The following is a 21178-nucleotide window of genomic DNA, read 5'->3' on the forward strand; positions in this document are numbered from 1 at the left end:
CTATTCGCTCCGGCTCGCGAGCGCGTTCACGGCGGCAACCGTGATCGCGGACCCGCCGAGGCGCCCCTGAACCGTCAGCGCCGGCACCGGCGGATCAGCCATCAGCGCCGCCTTGGATTCGGCCGCGCCGACGAAGCCGACGGGACAGCCGATGATGGCCGCGGGCCGCGGACAGTCGCGATCCTCCAGCATGTTGAGAAGATGAAATAGCGCGGTCGGCGCGTTGCCGATCGCGACGATCGCGCCACCCAGATGTGGTCGCCACAGCTCCAGCGCCGCGGCCGAGCGCGTGTTGCGCATGGACTGTGCCAGTGCAGGAACGGCCTCGTCGCCGAGCGTGCAGATCACGGCGTTGGCCGCGGGCAGTCTCGCGCGCGTGATTCCTTCCGAGACCATCCGCGCATCGCACAAAATCGGCGCGCCCTTCTGCAAGGCTGCGCGCGCGACGGTCGCCATGCCGGGCGTGAAGCGGATATGCGCCTCAAGGCCCACCATGCCCGCGGCGTGGATCATCCGCACCACCACCGGTTCTTCGTCCGGCGTGAAGCGCGCAAGATCGGCCTCGGCCCGGATGGTCGCGAAGGATTGCCGGTAGATCGCCGCGCCATCGGTCTCGTAAGTGTGCGGCATCAGTGCCCTCCCACCAGAATGGAGGGATCGCTGACGATGTCGGCGCCGTTCAGGCCGCGCAGGACGGGCTCGTCGCGCGTCGACCCGCAACGGACGAGGTCGAATCCGGCGCGGGTCGCGACCAGCGTCACTGCGGCGGCGCCGGAATGAGCACAGCCCTTGGCGCAGCCGGAGACGTGAAGCCGCGTATCGGCTGCAATGCGCGGCGCGAGCGCCGCCGCAAGCGCGCGGGTGTCGGCATGCGCCTCGCGGCAACGCGGGGCGCCGCTGCAGGCGATGACGCGCAGCGCCGGATCGTAGGGCTCCGTGATGAGGCCCGGCGCGCTCGGCATCTCGCGCTTGCCCTCGCTCAGAACCATCCGCCATGGCGTCATGCGCAGCGCATGTCCGCAACCGGCGAATTGATGCAGCGTCGTATGCAGCATCTGTCCGAACGCGACGCCAACCATCGCACCTTGCGGGTAATGTCCGGGCCGCAATGCAGCCATCACCGGGGCGGGCTCGGTCTCGGCACGCAACGCCTCGGGCAGCGCCGCGCCGGCCGCGATATGGGCCGCCATGCGGCCCCGGCCATCCTTGGCGCCACCGGACGCGATGAACCAGTTCGCGAGCCCGAGCGCCGTGCTCACGGCCTCTCCGCGCCCGACGGAACGGCCGAGCCTCGCACCATCGGCCCGCACCAGAAGCCGGCCGCTGCGATCGCGCTCGATGCGCACGTCGGCGGAATCGCCGGCCAGCACGCGCGACGTGCCGTCGTCGATGGCGAAGCCGAATTTGGTGGGCAATGCGAGCGCGCTGTCGGCAAGCGCCTCTTCGAGCTCGGCGGCGAGCGACTGCGTCTCGTCACCGGGATTCCAGAACGGCATCACCAGGATGTTGCGCCGGGATTCGATATCGGCATCGGGATCGAGCAGCGCCAGTTGCGCAAGGCCGTCGAGCAGCGGCCGATGGCTCACCTCGCTGACGCCTCTGATCTGGAGATTGGCGCGGCTCGTCACGTCGATGAGACCATTGCCGAAGCGTCCGGCCAGCTCGGCAAGACCGGAAATCTGCGCCGGCTCGAGGCGTCCCCCGAACGGGCGCACGCGAACCACGAGCCCGTCGCCCGATTGCATCGGCCGCAGCGCGCCGGGACACCAACCCTTGACCGCAGAAGAACTCATGACGCCTCCCGAAGTCGCGCCGCAATCGAATTGCGGCGTGTCCGCCAGAGCGCCGCGTCATGCAGGCGCGTGAAGCAAGTCTCCATCGCGGCGAGCGCCAGCGGATTTTCGCGCGCCATGAAGGCGCGGACCTCGTCGTTGCCGAGCGTCGCATCATAATAGAGATCGAACAGATGCGGCGGCACGGCGCCGGCCAGATGCGCGAAGGCGGCCATGTGCTCGAGCGTCGCCGTGATCTCGGCCGCCCCGCGAAAACCGTGGCGCATCATGCCGGCGATCCAGGCCGGGTTGGCAGCGCGCGCACGGACGACGCGGGAGATTTCCTCGGTCAGCGTGCGCGCATGCGGCTGGTCGGGGCGCGTCGTATCGAGATGATAGAGTGACGGTGCTTCCGCGCCGAGATGCATTGCCGCCGCCGCAACACCCGCCTCATGCGCGGCATAGTCGGCGGCGAGCAGAAGATCGGTTTCCGGCAAATCCTGAACGTGGACGAAAGCATCGGCGGATGCGAGCCGCGCCTCGATGCCGGCACGATCCGGCTGCATCGCGCCATCCGCAGAGAATGCCCAGGACGATGCCGATAGCCAGGCCTCGCTCGCCGCGTCACGCGTCTCGGGCGTGAAGGCATCCGGGATCGCCGAGAGGCCCACACCGTATTGTCCGGGACGCGGCGCGAATACGCGTGAGGCACGATGACGATACGGATTCTCGTCGCCCTCCTCCTCACGGTCCGCGAGCGACTCGGCAGCGGCCTCGAACAGTTGCGCAAGGCCTGAGAAGACGTCGCGGAACAGGCCGGACACGCGTAGCGTGACGTCGATGCGAGGACGGCCGAGCTCGGCCGGCGCGATGATGTCGTAGCCGGTGACGCGGCCCGAGGCATGATCCCAGCGCGGCGCAAGGCCGGCCAGATGCAGCGCCATCGCAAATTCCTCGCCGGCGGTGCGCATTGTCGCCGAGCCCCAGAGATCGACCACCAGACCCTTCGGCCAATCGCCGTGATCTTGCAAATGGCGACGGAGCAGCTCTTCGGCGAGCCTGATGCCTTGCGCATGCGCCGACGGCGTCGGCACGGCGCGCGGATCGACGGCGAAGAGATTGCGTCCCGTCGGCAGCACGTCCTGGCGGCCGCGATAGGGCGAGCCCGACGGCCCCGGCGCGACGCGCTGGCCTGCAAGTGCCGCACGCAGAGCCCCCCGCTCCGCCTCGGCGCAGGCGCCACGGCCGAACACGTGCAGGCCGTCACCGAACTGGCTCTCCTTGAGATCGCAGACGAAGCGATCGATCCGGGGAATGGCTTCCGCCGGCGCGGCCGATGCATCGAGACCGAGATCATCCTCCAGCCCTGCGGCGCGCGCCTCGCCCCGGATCGCGGCGATCAGCCGCTGGCGGCGGGCGGGGTCGAGACCATCGGCCGTCGAATACTCGTCGAGCAGACGTTCGAGCCGGCGCAGGCCTTCCGGCACCGCAGATGCTGCGAGCGGCGGCGGCAGATGACCGATGGTGACGGCGCCGATTCGCCGCTTGGCCTGCGCGGCCTCGCCGGGATCGTTGACGATGAAGGGATAGATGACGGGCAGATCGCCGATCAGGGCTTCCGGCCAGCAGGCCGATGACAGTGCCACGGATTTTCCGGGCAGCCATTCCAGCGTGCCATGCGCACCCATGTGCACGACGGCATCACAGCCCTGCGCCCGGAGCCAGAGATAGAACGCGACATAGCCGTGGCGCGGCGTGCGGGCGAGATCGTGATAGTCTGCATCGCGCGTGGTCACATCGCCACGCTCGGGCTGAACCGCGACGATCGACTTGCCGCACGCGACGGCCGCGAATTGAAACGCACCGCCCTTGCAGCTCGGATCGCTCTCCGGCGCACCCCAGGCCTGCGCGAGGTCATCCTGCAACGAACGCGGAAGGCGCGAGAGCGCGACGCGGTAATCGGCGACGCTCCAGGTCAAATTCCGCTTCAGCAGCGTTTCGCCGAGCTCATCGACCGGCACGACATCGAAGCCGGCCTCGGCGAGATCGGACACCACCGCCTCGACCGACGCCAGCGCATCGAGACCAACCGCATGCGCGATCTGGTGCGGCCGGCCCGGATAGTTCGACAGCACAAGCGCCAGCCGCTTTTCGCTGGCCGGCTTCTCCGCAAGGCGCCGCCACGCCGCAACGCGTAAGGCGACCGCCGTCACGCGCGCCTCATCGGGCCTGTGCGCGAGATGCGAGAACTGCAAGTCAGGATCCCGCTCCCCGGCCGATTTGAAGCTCACCACCCCCGCGAACAGGCGGCCGTCGACCTCGGGCAGCACCACATGCATCGCGAGGTCGCCGGGCGACAGGCCGCGCAGCGACTCAGCCCAGTCCTCGCGCCGCGCCGTGGACAGCGCGATCTGAAACACGGGACACGGCGCGGCATCGAACGGCGTCGTGCCGTCGTCGCCTACCGCCGAGAACGCCGTCGCATTGACGATCGCGGCCGGAGGATTTTGCGCGAGATGCGCGCGCAGCCAATCCGCGACACAAGGAGCCTTCAGCGAGGTGACGAACACGCCGTAGGCCTCAAACCCCTTCCCGCGCAGCGCTGCGATCAGGGCGTCAACCGGCCCGGTGTCCGCGGCGGTGAGATAGGAGCGATAGAACGTCACCAGCGCGCGCGGCTTCCCCTCGCCGCCCATCGGCGGCGCAATGACACCACGCGCGGGATCATAGAATCCCATCTCGGGCACGGTCATCTCGCCGACCACAGGTCCGGCGTAGAGCCCCGAGGCCAGCGCGAACTGCGCAATCGCCGCTTGCGCCGCGACCGGGCCACCGGCGTCGCAAAGCACCTTGAGCCGCCGCAGCGTCGAAACCGGCAAGGTCGAATATTCGTCCAGCCGCGTGTCGTCGCGGCCATCGGCCGGCAGCACGGCGAGCACGATGTTGCGATCCTTGGCGAGCTGCTGCAGGGCTGCAAGGCCGTACGACCAGTAGGACTCGCCGCCGATCAGGCGCACCAGGATGCCGCGCGCCTGCGACAGCGTGCGCTCGATATAGGTGTCGACCGACAGCGGGTGACGCAGTTCCGCGAGATTGGCGAGCCGCAGCGACGGCAGGCTGTCACGGCCGCGCCGCCAGCCGGCTGCGAACGCGGCAAGATCGGAATCCGAATACGAGAGCACCACGAGATCGGCCGGATCCTGGCCGATATCCCTTGGCGTCGCGGTCTCCTCCAGACCGCGGCTCTCGCGGAAGACGACGTGCATCAGATACCAAGTCCTGCCTTGATGGCGGCCTCGTCGATATCGCCGTGCTCGCCGATCACGACGAGCTTTGATTGCCGTACGCCGGCAGCCCAAGGCTTGTCGAACTGGTGGCGCACGCGCTCGCCGACTGCTTGCAGCAAGAGGCGCATCGGCTTGCCCGCGACCGCGATATAGCCCTTGGCGCGCAGCACGTTCTGCTCGCGCGCGAGGCGCTGGACGGATGCGACGAGCGTGTCGACGTCCGCGACCTCCGGGAGGTCGATCACGACGGAAGCGAAATCATCGTGCTCATGCTCCTCCTCGCCGTCATGATGCGAGGGGCGCGCGGCGAGATCGTTCTCGGCGGCAGCGCCGAGGCCGAGTATGACGCGCGCGTCGATCGCACCGTCGGTAATGGGGAGCATCGGCACACGGCGCGGCATCTCGGCGGCAATCACCGCCTTTGCGGCTTCGATGCCCGCGCTGCCCGCAAGATCGGCCTTGGTCAGCAGCACGATGTCGGCGCAGGCGATCTGGTCCTCGAACACTTCCGACAGCGGCGTCTCGTGATCGAGATTCTCATCCGCCGCGCGCTGCGCTTCCACAGCATCCGGGTCAGGCGCGAAGCGGCCGGCGGCCACGGCCTCGGCGTCGGCCAGCGCGATCACGCCGTCCACCGTGATGCGCGAGCGGATCTCCGGCCAGTCGAATGCTTTCAGCAGCGGCTTCGGCAGCGCCAGGCCCGAGGTCTCGATCAGGATGTGATCGGGCCTCACGGGGCGCGCCAGCAGCTGCTCCATGGTCGGGATGAAATCATCGGCAACGGTGCAGCAGATGCAGCCATTGGCGAGCTCGACGATGTTCTCCTCCGGGCAGTTCGCGTCGGCGCACGACTTCAGGATCTCGCCGTCGACGCCCTCGCTGCCGAACTCGTTGACGAGCACCGCGAGCTTCTTGCCGCCCGCATTGGCGAGCAGATGCTGAATCAGCGTCGTCTTGCCGGAGCCGAGAAAACCGGTGACCACCGTGACCGGGACTTTTGCGAGCGAGTTCATTCGGCGGCCTCCGGCACGACGGCAATGGGGGGAATGCGGGCAAGCGACTGCTTGCGGAAGATTTCGGGGCGGCTGCGCCAGGGCACGATGCCGTCGGGCGCGGCCGCATAGGCTGCAGCACCCGCGACCACGTCGTGCGCATTCGCATCCGACAGGCGGCCATAGACATAGGACCAGCGGCCGGGCGCGCTGAGCGCGACCGAGCAGCCCTGGTTGCATGCCGACAGGCATTCGACGGGAACCACATTGACGCCATCGGGCACGCCGGCATCGAGGATCGCGCCATGCAGGCGTTTGCCCGGCGTGACATCGCCCTCGCCAAGCGTCTGGCCGGCACGGCAGGTAATGCAGACGTGAAGTGTGACCGTCATCGCCTCTTCCAGAATAAACAGCGGGAAGCGAAGAGGCGCACGGACCGCGTTCGAAGGCCCGTTTCCCCGTCGCGGAACACCCCGTCCGCCGGTCCAAAATCGTCCGCGCTGGCAGGTCTCCCGGCTTGCGGAGCAGGGTCTTGCCCTTCGATCCCCGCCTTCCCGACCCCCGCGGGGATCAGTGGCTTCGGGCATCTCTCCGGTCACGGTCGCGGGGGCGGCTGCATTTTGGATCCCAATCTTGCCGATTCGGACCCTATCGCATTCCCTCTTCGCCTGTCATAGGACAGGAACCAACGCCGGCCCACCATTTGCCGGTGGCCGCCACTTGTCAAGCCGAAGGACCCGTCCGATGACGCCTGAACCGGATACCCAAACGGCCGAGGAAACCGACGCCCGCCACGCCGCGAAAATGGCGAAGAAGAAGGTCGCCCGCGACAAGATCATGGCGACCAAGAGCGGCGAAAAGGGGCTGATCATCGTCCACACCGGCGCCGGCAAGGGCAAGTCCTCCTCGGCCTTCGGCATGATCGTCCGCTGCGTCGCCCACGGCTTCCCCTGCGCGGTGGTGCAGTTCATCAAGGGCGCCTGGGACACCGGCGAGCGGCGCCTGCTCACCGGCCATTTTGGCGACCTCTGCCAGTTCCACGCCATGGGCGAAGGTTTCACCTGGGAGACGCAGGACCGCGCCCGCGACATCGCGGCCGCGCGCGCCGGCTGGGAAAAGGCCAAGGAGCTGATATCGGATCCCAATCTGCGCATGGTCGTGCTCGACGAGATCAACATTGCGCTGCGCTACGACTATCTCGACATCGCCGAGGTGGTCGACTTCCTGACGACGCAAAAGCCGCCGATGACGCATGTCGTGCTCACCGGGCGCAACGCCAAGGACGAGCTGATCGAGATCGCCGATCTCGTCACCGAGATGACGCTGGTCAAGCACCCATTCCGCTCCGGCATCAAGGCGCAAGCCGGCGTCGAGTTCTGAGACGATCTCGCTATGGCGCGCGCGCTGATGATCCAGGGGGCCGGCTCGGACGTGGGCAAGTCGCTCATCGTCGCCGGGCTTGCGCGCGCTTTCACGCGGCGCGGCCTGCGCGTGCTCCCCTTCAAGCCGCAGAACATGTCGAACAATGCCGCCGTCACCGTCGATGGCGGCGAGATCGGCCGCGCCCAGGCGCTGCAGGCGCTCGCCGCCGGTGTCGAGCCCCACACCGACATGAACCCGGTGCTGCTCAAGCCGGAGACCGACGTGGGCGCGCAGATCGTGGTGCAGGGAAAGCGCATCGCGACCGCGCGGGCGCGCGAATACGCGGCGATGAAGCCACAGCTGATGGGCGCCGTCCTGGAGAGTTTCGGGCGGCTGAAGGCGCGCGCCGATCTCGTGCTGGTGGAAGGCGCCGGCAGCCCGGCAGAGGTAAACCTGCGCAAGGCCGACATCGCCAATATGGGCTTTGCGCGCAAGGCCGACGTCCCCGTCGTGCTGGTCGGTGATATCGACCGCGGCGGGGTCATCGCCCAGCTCGTCGGCATCAAGACGGTGATCGACCCCGACGATGCCGCGATGATCCGGGGTTTTGTCATCAACAAGTTTCGCGGCGATCCGACACTGTTCGACGACGGCTATAGGCTGATCGAGGTGAAAACCGAGTGGCGCGGCCTTGGCGTGTTGCCCTGGTTCGCGCGCGCCGGCGAGCTGCCGGCCGAGGATGCGCTGGGCCTGGGCGATGCGCGCAGGCCAGGCCAATGCAAGATCGCCTGCCTCGCGCTGTCGCGCATCGCCAATTTCGACGATCTCGATCCGCTGAAACTTGAGCCCGGCGTCGATCTCGTGATGGTGCGTCCCGGCGAAGCCATTCCCGGCGACGTACGCCTCGTCATCATCCCCGGCTCGAAATCCACCCGCGGCGATCTCGCTTTCCTGCGCGCGCAAGGCTGGGACATCGATCTCCTCGCGCATCACCGCAGGGGCGGCCACGTGCTCGGCCTCTGCGGCGGCTATCAGATGCTCGGGCGCAGCGTCGCCGACCCCGACGGAATCGAAGGCCCCGCGGGCGACACGCCGGGCCTTGGGCTTCTTGACGTAGCAACGGTCATGAGCCCGCAGAAGACTCTGACGCGTGTCGCGGCCGTGCACGCCGCCACGGATCAGCCGATCGAGGCCTACGAAATCCACATCGGCCGAACTGATGGCCCCGATCGCACCCGCCCGTTCGCAAAGCTGAGCGGCGAACCGGAAGGCGCAATCTCGCGCGATGGCCGCGTGCAGGGCAGCTATCTGCACGGCCTGTTCACGTCGGATAATTTTCGCAAGGCATATCTGGCGAAGCTCGACATTCCCGCAGGCGACGAGCCGTATCATGCGAGGGTCGAGAGCGCGCTCGATGCCCTCACCGATCACATTGAGGAGCATCTCGACGTCGAGGGCCTGCTCGCGCTAGCGCGCTAGCACCTCGCCAAGGCGTGTCCATTCGGCTTCGCTGCCCGGAAGTCCGAGACGCAGCCATGCCGGCTCTCGCGCGAAGACGCGCGACCAGATCTGCCTGCGCGCGAGCTTCTCCTGCGCGGCAAGCGCGTCAGGCGTCTCGTAGAGACGAAACAGCAGTGTGCCGCCGACGAGCCGCCAGTCTTGCGCTCGCGCCATGGCATCGAGGCGAACACCGTCACGCGCAAGCCGCGCCGACGTGGCCGTAGCCCAGTCATCATCACGCAAGGCACGGCAACCGATCGCGATCGCGGCTCCCGACACGGGCCAGGGGCCGGACATCGCGGCGAGCGCGGCGATGTCAGCGGCGTTGCCGAGCGCAAAGCCCAGCCGCAGGCCGGCGAGACCGTAGAACTTTCCGAACGAGCGCAGGATCAACAACCCCGACCGCTCTGCTTGTGCAGCCAGCGACACGTCCGGAACGGCGTCGGCAAAGCTCTCATCGACCACGAGGCGGCCGACGCGCGGCAATAGCGCCAGCAAATCCTTCGGCGCAAAACGTCGCCCATCGGGATTGTTGGGATTGACGACAATCGCAAGATCCGCGCCTGCCAATGCGTCGAGCTCTCCGACCTCCTGGACATCCCAGTTCGCGGCCAGAAGGACCCCGGCATATTCATTATAGGTCGGTCCGAGGATGCGAGCCCGGCCGCGCGGCGCGAGTTGCGGCAGCAATTGAATGGCGGCCTGCGCGCCACCCAGCGCGACGATGGGCGCGTTGGAGCGATAGGCGTGCTGCGCGGCCCGATGCAGCGCCTCGATCTCGGCGCGCGACGGCAGCGCGCTCCACGCGCGCGCGCTCACCTCGCCCACGGGATGAGGCATCCGGTTGATCCCCGTCGACAGGTCGATCCAGTCTTCGGCGCGCCCGCCAAAGCGCTGCTGGGCCAGATCGAGATTTCCACCGTGCTCGCGCATGCCCTGTTCTTTCACGCGAAGCCGAGGATCGCAAGCAGGCCGGCGAGCAGCAGCATGGCGCGGCGATAGATCGTCAATCCCTCGACGATGTCGGCGGGATGCGGATCGCGCGCGCCGTCGTTCAGCCACGGCTCGTTCGTGACGCTGCCGTGATAGATGCGGGGACCGCTGAGCCGGACACCAAGCGCCCCCGCCATGGCCGCTTCCGGCCAGCCGGCGTTGGGCGAGCGGTGGCGGCGCGCATCCCGCGTCATGCACGACAGCGCCTTGGATCGCTGCGGGGCAAGCAGCACGAACAGGAAGCCAGTCAGGCGCGCCGGAATGAAGTTGGCGACATCGTCGATGCGCGCCGCGGCCCAGCCAAAAGCCTCGTGCCGTTCGCTGCGATGGCCGATCATGGAGTCCAGTGTGTTGATGGCCTTGTAGCCCAAAATCCCGGGCAGTCCGAACAGCGCGCCCCAGAGCACCGGCGCCACGATGCCGTCGGAGGCGTTCTCGGCGAGGCTCTCGATCGCGGCGCGCGCGATGCCGGCTTCATCGAGCGCGGCGGGATCGCGGCCGACGATACGCGAGACTGCCTCGCGCGCGCCGGCGATGTCGCCGGCCTGCAAGGGCGTTGCGACGGCGGCAACGTGGTCGTAGAGCGAACGCAAGGCGACCAGCGGCCAAGCGAGGATGCCCACCAGCGCGATCTGGATCCAGCCTGAGAAAAGCACCAATTGAACGATCCAGCCGATCGCAACAGCAAGCGCGATCACCACAAGCGCGCCGGCGACGCCCGCGGCGCGGCGAAGGGCCGGCCGATCGGATGCGCGATTCCAGGCGGCATCGATGGCCGCGATCAGCCGGCCGAGCCAGGTCACTGGATGGCCGATCCGCGCGAACAGCGGGGCCGGCCAGCCCACAAGGGCATCCACCGCCATCGCCACCACCATCGCGCCCGCAAAACCCACACCCGCCTCCTGTCCCGCCCCTGTTGCGCAAGACGGCGGCCAAGCGCAAGCCCCCGCCCGCCTGATTTCGGCTTTGTCTTTGGCCACGATTGGTGATTAGTGCTGCCGACAGGAGACCTTCATGGCCGTCATTTTGATTACCGGCGGAGCGCGGTCGGGCAAGAGCAAGCGTGCCGAAATGCGGGTGCGCGCCTTTCCCGGTCGGCCTGTCTATGTCGCCACGGCTGAGGCCCTCGATGCCGAAATGGAAGCGCGCATCGCCGGACATCGCGCGCGACGCGGAACCGACTGGATCGAACGCGAAGTGCCGCTCGATCTCGGCGAGGTGCTGGTCGCATCCGACGGCGGCGGCGCAAGGCTCGTAGATTGCCTGACGCTGTGGCTCTCCAACCTCATGCATGCGGAACGCGACTGGGAACGCGAGGTGAGCGCACTTGCCGCCGCCCTGCCTCGCCTGAAGAGCCCCGTCGTCTTCGTCACCAACGAGGTCGGCCTCGGCATCGTGCCCGACAACGCGCTGGCGCGCAGCTTCCGCGACGCCGCCGGGATCATGAACCAGATCATCGCCGGTGTCGCCGACGAGGTCGAGTTCGTCGTCGCCGGCCTGCCGATGAAGTTGAAATGATGCCGCGCACCGAGCTTCTCAAAGACATCCTTGCCGACCTCAGGATGGCGGCATCGTTCGTGACGATCCTCCCCGTGGCATCGTCGAAGCCCGCAACTGACGGCGCCATCGCGCGCGCGACCTGGGCCCTTCCCGTTGCAGGATTGGTGGTCGGCCTTGCCGGCGCTTTGGTCTATAAGGTCGCCAGCCGGTTCGGGCTCACACCAAGCCTCGCCGCCCTGCTCGCGCTGGCCGCGACCGCTCTCATCACGGGCGCGCTGCACGAGGACGGACTTGCCGATACGGCCGATGGGCTCGGCGGTGGCCGGACGCGCGAGCGCAAGCTCGAGATCATGCGCGACAGCCGGATCGGCACCTATGGCGTCTGCGCGCTGATCCTGACATTCGGCCTGCGCTGGAGCGCGCTCGCGACGATCGCCAACCCGTGGGCAGTCACGCTTGCGCTATGCGCTGCGCATGCCGCGGCCCGCGCCGGCGTGCCGGCCTTCATGTCGCTGGTTCCGCCGGCGCGGCCCGACGGGCTGTCGGCCAGCGCAGGCCAGCCGCCTGGCCGCAGCGTTGCCATCGCCTTCACGCTCGGGATCCTCGCCCTCACCCTCGCCCTCGGGCCGGGCAAGGCGCTGGCCGGTCTCATCCTGCTCTCGCTCGCCGGCCTGATGCTGGCGCGGCTTGCCATCCGCCAGATCGGCGGGCAGACCGGCGACATCCTCGGCGCGTTCGAGCAGTTGGGCGAGATCGTGATCCTGCTGGTCGCCGCCGCCTTCCAGATGGGACGCTGACCTCATGGTCGAGTTCGACCACGCCTTCCGCCAACGTCTGCGCGAGCTATTCGTGTGGCGCCGCGACGTGCGCCGCTTTCGAACTGACCCGCTGCCCGTCGACGCCATCGATCGCCTGATCGAGACGGCCTGTCTCTCGCCCTCGGTCGGCCTCAGCCAGCCCTGGCGCTTCGTCATCGCCGATGATGCCGTACGCCGCCAAGCCGTGATCGACGACTTCAAGTCGTGCAACGCGGATGCGCTGAATACCTATGCCGGCGAGCGCGCGGCGCGCTATGCCACGCTGAAGCTGTCGGGTCTCGAACAGGCGCCCGGCCACATCGCGGTGTTCGCCGACAAGGCCAGCGACATCGGCCACGGCCTCGGCCGCGCGACCATGCCGGAGACCACGGAATATTCCGTGGTCGCGGCAATCACCGCGATGTGGCTCGCCGCGCGGGCCGAAGGCATCGGGCTCGGCTGGGTGTCGATCCTGAATCCCACCCGCATTCACGCCATTCTCGACGTGCCTGACACCTGGAAGTTCATCGCCTATCTCTGCGTCGGCTACCCCGAGGCCGAATGTGACCGGCCGGAGCTGGAGCAGGCGAAATGGGAGCACCGGCGAGGAGCCGACGAGTTCACGCTGCGGCGGTAATCAAGCGCGTTTCCGCATCCCAAGCTCGTCATGCCCGGGCTTGTCCCGGCCATGGACGGAGAAGAAACCCGACGCTACGACTTGCTCTTGCGAATGAACATTCACAAGTGCATTTTTTCATCAATTGTGATTGCCGGGGTTTCGCGTTATGCACGCGGTCAGGGGACAATCTTTGCGAAGCATTTCATGACTGAGCGGTCCGCTCCTGCCCGCGCTGTGCCGGCGGTCGCCCGCCGCGATTTCATCCGCCTTGCCGGCGCAACCGCCGCGGGCTTCCTGGCACTCGGCGCGACACCGGATCGCATGCGGATCGTCGCGTGGCTGACTGCATTGCCGCTCGACGACGAGCTGACCAGACGTGGCATGATCGAAGGCCCGGCCTCGCGCCTGGGCGGCCTCATCGTCGGCTTGAGACAGCGCGGCTGGGTCGAAGGCGTCAACTTCCACCTCGAGCTCCGTTCGAGTTTCGGCGGACCGGACAGGCTGAAGACCGCGGTCCAGGAGTTGCTCGACCTCAAGCCGGACGTGATCCTGACCGGATCGACGATCGAGACCGCCGCCGTGCTTGCAGCCACCAAGACTATCCCGATCGTCTTCGCCACCGCGAACGATCCCGTCGGCAATGGCTTCGTCGAAAGCCTTGCGCATCCTGGCGGCAACGTGACCGGCTTCACCAACAGCACCGCCGAGATGGGCGGCAAATGGCTTCAGCTGATCCGGGAGGCCGTGCCGGATGTCGCGCGTGTCGGCGTCCTGTTCAACCCGGCGACCACGCCCCGCGGCGGGCGTTTCTTCCTCGAATCGATCGAGCAGGAGGCTGCGGCGTCCGGAGTGTCCGCGGTGCCCGTGCCCGTCAACGCGCCAGCGGAGATCGACGAAGCCTTCAGGCGCTTTTTCGAACCGCCGAGAGCGGCGATGGTGGCGCTGGTCGACAGCTTCCTCGTCGTCAACCGGCATGCCGTCGTGGCGTCGGCAGCGAAGTATCGCGTCCCCGCGATTTATCCGTTGCATTATTTCATGGATGTGGGCGGGCTGATGAGCTACGGGCCGACGCTCGAAGTGCGCTCGGCCGATTATGTCGATCTCATCCTGCGCGGCACCAAGGCCGGCGACCTCCCGGTGCAATCGCCGCGGAAATACGAGCTCCTGATCAACCGCACGGTCGCCCGCTCGCTCGGATTGACGATACCATTCACGCTGCTCGCCCGCGCCGACGAGATCCGCGAGTGAACGAGCCGGTCGACCAGGGACATCTGCGGACGCATCCCGGCCGGCTGTTCCGAAAATATCTCTACTCGATCATCGCCCTCGCCTTTGCCGCACTTGCCATCAGCACCGGCTTCGACGTCTGGTTTTCCTATCGCGAGCAGAAGCAGCTCCTCGCGGCGACCCAGCGCGAGCAGGCGGCGTCCGCGGCCGTTCAGATCGGCCAGTTCATCGGCCAGATCGAAAGCCAGATCCGATGGCTCTCGCGCCTGCCGCCGGAGCTGTCGACCAACGAGGACGAGCGGCTGAACGCGATCCGCCTGCTGCGCCTCTCGCCCGCGATCGCGGAAATCGCCGAGCTCGACTCGCAGGGGCGCGAGCAGGTGCGCGTATCGCGCCGTGTCGCCGACAGGGTCGGCAGCGGGATCGATCTTTCCACCACGCCGGCATTCCGCGGCGCCAACGAAAGCCGCACCTATTACGGGCCGGTCTACTTCTTCGGCGACACCGAGCCGTTCATGACGATCGCCGCGCGTGGAGCCGGCCAAAGTCCCAATGTGATCATCGCCGAGGTCAATCTGCGTTTCATCTGGGACCTCGTCGCCGGGATCAGGGTCGGCAATACCGGCAAGGCCTATGTGGTCGACCGCATGGGGGTGTTGATCGCGCATCCCGATCTGTGGCCGGCGCTGCGCCGCAGCGATCTCTCCTCGCATGCGGACGTCCGCGCTGCGCTCGATGGCGTGGGGCCGCCCTCGGGCGGCCTGATCAAGCAGGACCTGTCGGGTCAACGCGTGCTGTCGACCTACGCGACGGTCCCCTCGCTCGGCTGGCTGGTCTTCGTCGAGCTGCCGCTCAGCGAGGCCTACGCGCCGATCTATGCATCGATCGGACGCTCGACCTTTCTCCTGGTCATCCTGCTGGCCTGCGCGGTGCTGGTGTCGCTGTGGCTCAGCCGGCGCATGACCGTGCCGATCCAGCTGCTGACCCAGGGCGCGCGGCGGATCGGCAGCGGCGACCTCGGCCTGCGGCTCGCGATCAAGACCGGCGACGAGCTGGAGGCGCTGGGCGACCAGTTCAATCTGATGGCCGCGCATCTTCGCGAGTCCTATGCGACCCTCGAGCGCAAGGTGACCGAGCGCACCTCCGAGCTCGAAAAGGCACGCGACCAGGCCCTTGCCGAGCATGACGCCGCCGAGCGCGCGCGCAGCGCTGCGGTCGCGGCCAACGAGACCAAGTCACGCTTCCTCGCGGTCGTCAGCCACGAGCTGCGCACGCCGCTGAACGGGGTCATGGGCGTGCTGCAACTGCTCGACGACGGCAACCTCGGCGAAGCGCAGCGGCGCCACCTCGCGACTGCGGCGGCATCGGGAGAAACGCTGATCGCGCTGGTCGATGCGATCCTGGAATATGCGCGCCTGGAGGCCAGCGCCGAAACGCTGGAGACGCGCGACTTCCGTCTCGGCCAGCTCATCGAGGCCGCCGCCGACCTGATGCGTCCGCAGGCCGTCGACAAGGGGCTGATCTTCGACCTCGCCTGCGATGCGACGGTCAACACGTCCGTGCACGGCGATCCGGTGCGGCTCAACCGCATCCTGCTCAATCTGATCGGCAACGCGATCAAGTTCACCCCGCGCGGCGGAATCGGCTTGAACGCGGCGGCCGAGCGGCACGACGATCATGTCCTGCTGCGCATCACCGTTCGCGATACCGGCATCGGCATCGCGCCCGACATGCACGAGCGGATTTTTGAGGATTTCGTCCAGGCCGACGACAGCATCGCGCGGCGGTTCGGCGGCACCGGGCTCGGGCTTGCCATCGCGCGGCGCCTCACGCGCCTGATGCGGGGCGAGCTGACGGTTGAGAGCACGCCGGGCGCGGGCAGCACGTTCACGCTTGAAGTGCCGCTTCGCCACGCCGCGAACGGCATCGCGCAGGGTGCGCTTCCGCCGCCATCGCGGCAGCTCCGCGTGCTGCTGGTGGACGACGATCCCGTCAATTGCGAGGTCGGCGAAGCGATCCTGAAGCGGCTCGGCCACCACCCCACGATCGCCATGAACGGCGCCTCGGCCATAGAGCTCGCCCGCGATCAGGCGTTCGACGTCATCCTGATGGATCTGCACATGCCCGACATGGACGGCGTGGAGGCGGCCTCGCGGATCGGAAAGCTCGGTCTGCCCAAGCTGCCGCGCATCATCGCCGTGACCGCCGACGTCTCGCGCAGCGCCCGCGAACGGCTCGCCGGCGCCGGCATCGCCAAGCTCGTCGGCAAGCCGATCCTGATCAACGCGCTGCGCGAGGCGCTCGAGGACGATAAAGCGCAGGAGACGCCCACACCACAGCTCGCGGCTGGTGCATTGATCGACCTGCATTTCCTCGACGACCAGAGGGAGCTGCTCGGCGCCGCGCAGATCGAGAAGCTCCACCACTTGCTCGCAGAGACGGGCGAAAAACTGATCGACGACATCGCCAAGGCGGCGGCGACGGGCGATCACAGCCGGCTCGCGCGGGCCGCGCATCAGCTCGGCAGCGCGGCAAGCGCGCTCGGCCTCGTTCGCCTGTTCGAGCGCTGCCGTGAGATCGAGCTTGCGGCGCCCGCGATGTCCCCCGTCGAGAGCGAGAATGCCGCCCGCGAGCTCGCCGCGCTTCGCGAGGCGTCGATGCGCGCGTTGGACGATCTGCTTCAGCCGGCCGAGCAGGGGCCGATCAATTAGAACGTACACCCGCCAGGCCCATTCCTGGATGGCAGAAATCGGCTCAGAACATGAACTACGTTTGTTCCATGGGCTGGCTTTGATCGCGCAGCAGGAGAAGTCCGTCGGGAAAGCGAACCCACCCAAGCTTAGACTCGCACCACGCCGCTACCTTCGGCGCAGGAAAGCTTGTATCGGCGAAGCAACCGACCGGAATGCCGATGACGCCGGGCAAGAGTTCAAGACTTGTGCTCACTGTTGATCCACATACGGGGCAAAACAGGAATTCGACGTTCTTACCTGAGGTACCCTTCCGGGCATAAGTAACGCCGTTGCCGGAGCGCTCCCTTACCTGCTCGGCGTTCCACCTCGAGGAAAGCGCAAACGCGCTGCCCGAACGTTTCTGACATCGCGTGCAGTTGCAAGCCGACACTAAGGCAGGCTCGCCTTCCACAGTTAGATTGAGCTGTCCGCATTGGCAGCTCGCGGTTCGTATCATGGCCGTTAGCCTCCCTCCGGAGCGACGGAGAGTAATATGATGGATTTGCTCCCTCAACTAAAGATTGCGGAACATGTTAGCGGCGAGCTGGGGCTGGAACCGGATCATCAACGCACGCGCCGCCGCTTATGATTGTCCAGCATGGGGCCTGCGTCACAACCCGCCGAACCGCTCGACCAGGAAATCGATGAACAGCCGCACCTTCACCGACAGATGCCGCGTCGGCGGATAGACCGCATAGAGCGCGAGCGGCGGCGCGAGACAATTATCCAGCACCGTCCGCAGCTCGCCCTTCCTCAAAGCATCGGCCGCGATGAACTCCGGCAGCAGCGCGAGCCCCCTGCCCTTGATCGCGGCGTCGCGCAGCACCTCGGCATTGTTGACGCAGAGCGACCAGGCGGGCTGGATCCAGTGATCGCCATCGCTGCCTGTGAGCTTCCACTGATTGCCGGTGAGCAGGAAGCCGTAAGTGAGCGAGGCGTGCTCGCGCAGGTCCTGCGGATGTTTTGGCGTGCCGTGACGCGCCAGATAATCCGGTGAAGCGCAGATCATGCGGGCGACCGGCATGATCTTGCGCGCGATCAGGCTGGAGGATTCCAGTTCCGCGATCCGCAGCGTCACGTCAAAGCCGTCCTGCACGGGATCGAGCAGGTCGTCGCTGAGCACGATCTGGAGCTGAAGCTCGGGATATCGCGCCATGAAATCGGCGAGCACCGGTCCGAGCCGCATGGTGCCGAACGACATCGGCGCGTTGAGGCGCAACAGCCCGCGCGGCGCCGACTGGGCCTGCGTCACCGCCTGATCGGCCGCCTCGATCTCCGAGAGGATCACCACCGCGCGCTCGAAATAGCGCTGGCCGTTCTCGGTCGGGCTCGCGTGCCGCGTGGTCCGGTTCAACAGCTGGACGCCGAGACTCTCCTCGAGGTCGGCGATGTATTTGCTGATCGCCGAGCGCGACAGCCGCAGCTGCCGGCCGGCTTCTGCAAAGCTGCCGCTTTCGACCACCTTCACGAAGGCCCGCAGGCTGCCGAGCTTATCCAAAGGCCCGCCCCGGCGATTGTTTCCAAATCGTAGACATAGTCGTCATATTTGCATGGATTGTCTCCAATCCAAAGCAGAACGATATTTCCGGCCAGAGCAAGACCGCTCCCCGAATGGAGGACGACAATGTCTGGACTGCACCATGTCACCGCGATCGCCGGCGACCCCATCCGCAATTTCGGCTTTTACACCCGTGATCTTGGCCTGCGCTTCGTCAAGAAGACCGTCAATTTCGACGATCCCGGCACCTATCATTTCTACTACGGCGACGAGACCGGCCGGCCCGGCACCATCCTGACCTTCTTCCCGTGGGCGGGCGTTTCGGCCGGACGCCGCGGCGTCGGCGAGACCCATCAGACCGCCTTCCGCGTGCCGCAGCGCTCGCTCGGCTACTGGACCCAGCGCTTCACCGAGAAGGGCATCGCTTACGAGGCGCTGGAGAAGCGCTTCGGCGAGTCCGTGCTGCCGTTCACCGATCCCGATGGCATGGCGCTCGCGCTGGTCGGCATTCCCGGTGCCGAGAACGAGCCCGGCTGGAGCAATGGCGACGTGCCGGCCGAGCATGCGATCCGCGGCTTCCACGGCGTGACGTTGCTGCTCGACAGCGCGGCGAAGACGGCCGCCATCCTCACCGACGTGTTCGGCTTCAAGGAGACGGGACGCGAGGGCTCGGTGATCCGCTTCAAGGCGCCCGGCGATGCCGAAGGCAGCGTCGTCGACATCTACGAGGCCAAGGGCTTCTTGCGGGGACATCAGGGCGGCGGCTCGGTGCACCACATCGCCTTCCGCGCGGCTGACGACGCCGAGCAGGGCCAGATGGCGCAAAAGCTCGTGAGCAATCACGGCCTGCATCCGACCGAGCAGCGCGACCGCAACTACTTCCGCTCGATCTACTTCCGCGAGCCCGGCGGCGTGCTGTTCGAGATCGCGACCGACATCCCCGGCTTCGCCGTCGACGAACCCGTCGCGACCCTGGGCCGCGACCTGAAACTGCCGGCCTTCCTCGAACAGCATCGCAAGCAGATCGAGGGCGTGCTGCCGAATTTGCAAGAGACCGTGTCATGACCGAGAGTGCATTCATCCATCGTTATGAGCCCGCGACCAACGCGGGCTCCCCGCCTCTGCTGCTGCTGCACGGCACCGGCGGCGACGAGAACGACCTGCTCGGGCTCGGCAAGATGATCTCGCCCGGCTCCGCCCTGCTCTCGCCGCGCGGCCGCGTGCTCGAGCACGGCATGCCGCGCTTCTTCCGCCGCCTTGCGGAAGGCGTGTTCGACGAGGAGGACGTGCGCAGACGCGCGCACGAGCTCGGCGACTTCGTCGCGGATGCGCGGCGGCGCTACGGCATCGCGGCACCCGTCGCGGTCGGCTTCTCCAACGGCGCCAACATCGCAGCCGCGCTGTTGCTGCTCAAGCCGGAGGTGCTCGCGGGCGCGATCCTGCTGCGTGCCATGGTGCCGCTGTCGGATCCGCCCAGGAACGATCCGGCAAAGGCCGATCTTGCGGGCAAGCCGGTGCTGCTATTGTCCGGGCAGGCTGATCCGATCGTGCCGGCGAGCAATTCGGCACGGCTCGCGGCTCTGCTGTCGCAGGCAGGTGCGAGCGTGACCCACAAGGTGCTGCCGGCAGGCCACCAATTGTCGCAAGCCGACGTCACGCTGGCCCGGAACTGGATCGGCAATGTCGACGAGAAAGCGGCATAACTCACGAGCGGCGCATCGTCTCCAAACGGTGCGCCGCGACTTCACGCGAACCGGCCGCGCCAATACGATCATCGGCCCGGCAAGGCTCAATGACGCGGGCCGTAGCTACGCTGATGGGCCACGACCGGACATCGTCGTTTTGATTTTCGGCGTTTTGATTTTCACCGCCAGGCAACCTGCGGCGAAAAAGCAGCAGGATAGGCGCGATATCCGCAGCAAGAGACCAAGCCGATAGATGGCCCTTACCGCACGTTGCCTTGGTACCTAAGCCCTACATAGGGACCGCCCACGGCAATATCCCGCGGCGGCTGATTGCCGAGATTCTGCAATGTCGGGGCCTGGTTTGGCGGTCTTTGCAGATTGGGGTAAACAAGGACGCCGTTCCTGACGACGGGCGCCGGTACATTCTGTCCCACATTCTGTGCACGAGCGTCGGTCGCGATCAGAACGGCGCCGAGCACCAAGGTTGCACCTGCAAGAGAGATCGCTCTGCTAAACATGGCGGGTTATCCTCAAAATAATCGACTTTTAAGTGGAGCGCGCCCGTTAGAGATTATCAAGGCCGCCGCTTCGCTCCAAACGCGATGACGGCTCAATTCCACGTGTAGCCGAGACGGCTTTGATATCTGGTTGGCTGGCTGGAGTAAGTACCGGTCGGCAATGCCGGGGTCTGGGTCTGGTTTGGCGGTCTTGGCGCCGCAGTGGGGCTGGGCAATGTGCGAGCAGTGACGCCGTTCCCGACGGCGGGCGCCTGCACCTTCTGCGCACGGGCATCGGTTGCAATCAGAACGGCGCCGAGCAGAAGGGTTGCACTTGCGAGAGAAATCGCTCTGCTAAACATCATGGGCTATCCTCAAAATAATCGACTTTAGGTAGAGCACGCCCGCTAAGGGTTATCAAGGCCGCCGCTTCGCCCAAACGCGATGACTGCTCAATTCCACGTGTAGCGGACAGAGATGGTCGCTAGTGCAAAATGGACGCTTGCCTACCCATGAGAAGGCAGGGCAATCGCATATGAGGTGTGGGCTAGGGGCACCGACAGTCTCCACAGCGTCATGGCCGGGCTTGTTGTTTAGCCCGGAGACATAGCTGACACCTGTTCGGACACATCACTGACAGGTTGGCGATTGGTCAAGTCGATCGATGCGACCTGCCAGCTCGCGAAGAAGACACCGTAGTGGCCGTCGCGATCCAGC

General features: G+C 66.8%; 18 protein-coding genes, 1 pseudogene and 1 riboswitch. Of the genes and pseudogenes, 9 read left to right on the forward strand and 10 right to left on the reverse strand.

The window, feature by feature from the left end; translation table 11 throughout:
- Genes GPL20_RS31425 through GPL20_RS31445 form a run of 5 tightly spaced genes read right to left on the reverse strand, consistent with a single transcriptional unit; the run spans position 1 to position 6443 of the window.
- Complete coding sequence (locus GPL20_RS31425; protein ID WP_157335074.1) at positions 1-630, reverse strand: precorrin-8X methylmutase; 630 nt, start codon at positions 628-630, stop codon at positions 1-3.
- Complete coding sequence (cobG, locus tag GPL20_RS31430) at positions 630-1793, reverse strand: precorrin-3B synthase (RefSeq protein ID WP_157335076.1); 1164 nt, start codon at positions 1791-1793, stop codon at positions 630-632. The genes GPL20_RS31425 and cobG overlap by 1 nt, the downstream gene beginning before the upstream one ends.
- The gene (gene cobN, locus GPL20_RS31435; protein WP_157335078.1) at positions 1790-5038 is read right to left on the reverse strand and encodes a cobaltochelatase subunit CobN; all 3249 of its coding nucleotides are present in this window, start codon (positions 5036-5038) and stop codon (positions 1790-1792) included. The genes cobG and cobN overlap by 4 nt, the downstream gene beginning before the upstream one ends.
- Positions 5038-6072 (reverse strand): cobalamin biosynthesis protein CobW, encoded by a 1035-nt coding sequence (gene cobW / locus GPL20_RS31440; protein ID WP_157335080.1) that lies wholly within the window; start codon positions 6070-6072, stop codon positions 5038-5040. The genes cobN and cobW overlap by 1 nt, the downstream gene beginning before the upstream one ends.
- Positions 6069-6443, reverse strand: coding sequence for a DUF1636 family protein (locus tag GPL20_RS31445; protein ID WP_157335082.1), 375 nt, complete (start codon positions 6441-6443; stop codon positions 6069-6071). Before GPL20_RS31445 ends, cobW begins: the two co-directional genes overlap by 4 nt.
- 93 nt (positions 6444-6536) lie before the next feature.
- Positions 6537-6756: riboswitch (cobalamin riboswitch) on the reverse strand.
- Between the two features lie 39 nt (positions 6757-6795).
- Here GPL20_RS31445 and cobO point away from each other — a divergent pair.
- Together cobO and GPL20_RS31455 are read left to right on the forward strand one after the other, a co-directional pair.
- Positions 6796-7431, forward strand: coding sequence for a cob(I)yrinic acid a,c-diamide adenosyltransferase (cobO, locus tag GPL20_RS31450; RefSeq protein WP_157335084.1), 636 nt, complete (start codon positions 6796-6798; stop codon positions 7429-7431).
- A 12-nt stretch (positions 7432-7443) separates the two neighbouring features.
- Complete coding sequence (locus GPL20_RS31455) at positions 7444-8892, forward strand: cobyric acid synthase (protein WP_157335086.1); 1449 nt, start codon at positions 7444-7446, stop codon at positions 8890-8892.
- Here GPL20_RS31455 and cobD read toward each other — a convergent pair.
- Together cobD and cbiB are read right to left on the reverse strand one after the other, a co-directional pair.
- A complete protein-coding gene (gene cobD, locus GPL20_RS31460) occupies positions 8881-9846 on the reverse strand; it encodes a threonine-phosphate decarboxylase CobD (protein ID WP_157335088.1) in 966 nt (321 codons plus the stop codon). The two genes, GPL20_RS31455 and cobD, sit on opposite strands and share 12 nt — an antisense overlap.
- A gap of 11 nt (positions 9847-9857) precedes the next feature.
- Positions 9858-10799: an adenosylcobinamide-phosphate synthase CbiB gene (gene cbiB / locus GPL20_RS31465; RefSeq protein WP_254125335.1), complete on the reverse strand. Its 942-nt coding sequence runs from the start codon at positions 10797-10799 to the stop codon at positions 9858-9860.
- A 121-nt stretch (positions 10800-10920) separates the two neighbouring features.
- Here cbiB and cobU point away from each other — a divergent pair, with 121 nt between their 5' ends.
- The 5 genes from cobU (at position 10921) to GPL20_RS31490 (ending at position 16760) form a co-directional block, all read left to right on the forward strand.
- Entirely contained in the window at positions 10921-11424 is a 504-nt protein-coding gene (cobU, locus tag GPL20_RS31470) for a bifunctional adenosylcobinamide kinase/adenosylcobinamide-phosphate guanylyltransferase (protein ID WP_157335090.1), read from the forward strand.
- A complete protein-coding gene (cobS, locus tag GPL20_RS31475) occupies positions 11421-12203 on the forward strand; it encodes an adenosylcobinamide-GDP ribazoletransferase (RefSeq protein WP_157335092.1) in 783 nt (260 codons plus the stop codon). The genes cobU and cobS overlap by 4 nt, the downstream gene beginning before the upstream one ends.
- Before the next feature lie 4 nt (positions 12204-12207).
- Positions 12208-12840, forward strand: a complete 633-nt coding sequence (gene bluB, locus GPL20_RS31480; protein ID WP_157335094.1) for a 5,6-dimethylbenzimidazole synthase — start codon at positions 12208-12210, stop codon at positions 12838-12840.
- Positions 12841-13026: 186 nt separating this feature from the next.
- Positions 13027-14070: an ABC transporter substrate-binding protein gene (locus tag GPL20_RS31485; RefSeq protein ID WP_157335096.1), complete on the forward strand. Its 1044-nt coding sequence runs from the start codon at positions 13027-13029 to the stop codon at positions 14068-14070.
- Positions 14067-16760: a hybrid sensor histidine kinase/response regulator gene (locus tag GPL20_RS31490; RefSeq protein ID WP_347340048.1), complete on the forward strand. Its 2694-nt coding sequence runs from the start codon at positions 14067-14069 to the stop codon at positions 16758-16760. The genes GPL20_RS31485 and GPL20_RS31490 overlap by 4 nt, the downstream gene beginning before the upstream one ends.
- Before the next feature lie 55 nt (positions 16761-16815).
- Here GPL20_RS31490 and GPL20_RS40335 read toward each other — a convergent pair whose 3' ends face one another.
- On the reverse strand, positions 16816-17238 hold the full coding sequence (locus GPL20_RS40335) for a GFA family protein (protein ID WP_157335098.1): 423 nt from the start codon (positions 17236-17238) through the stop codon (positions 16816-16818).
- A 153-nt stretch (positions 17239-17391) separates the two neighbouring features.
- Positions 17392-18279 (reverse strand): LysR family transcriptional regulator, encoded by an 888-nt coding sequence (locus GPL20_RS31500; protein ID WP_157335100.1) that lies wholly within the window; start codon positions 18277-18279, stop codon positions 17392-17394.
- Between the two features lie 126 nt (positions 18280-18405).
- On the opposite strand from GPL20_RS31500, the gene GPL20_RS31505 reads away from it, so the two are divergent.
- Both GPL20_RS31505 and GPL20_RS31510 read left to right on the forward strand, forming a co-directional pair.
- A complete protein-coding gene (locus tag GPL20_RS31505; protein ID WP_157335102.1) occupies positions 18406-19344 on the forward strand; it encodes a ring-cleaving dioxygenase in 939 nt (312 codons plus the stop codon).
- Positions 19341-19982, forward strand: a complete 642-nt coding sequence (locus tag GPL20_RS31510) for an alpha/beta hydrolase (protein ID WP_157335104.1) — start codon at positions 19341-19343, stop codon at positions 19980-19982. The genes GPL20_RS31505 and GPL20_RS31510 overlap by 4 nt, the downstream gene beginning before the upstream one ends.
- Positions 19983-21054: 1072 nt before the next feature.
- Here the strand turns inward: GPL20_RS31510 and GPL20_RS31515 are convergent.
- Positions 21055-21178, reverse strand: a pseudogene (locus GPL20_RS31515) (IS481-like element ISRm20 family transposase); the annotation flags it as partial.

It is taken from the genome of Bradyrhizobium cajani (genome assembly GCF_009759665.1).
GTDB lineage: Bacteria > Pseudomonadota > Alphaproteobacteria > Rhizobiales > Xanthobacteraceae > Bradyrhizobium > Bradyrhizobium cajani.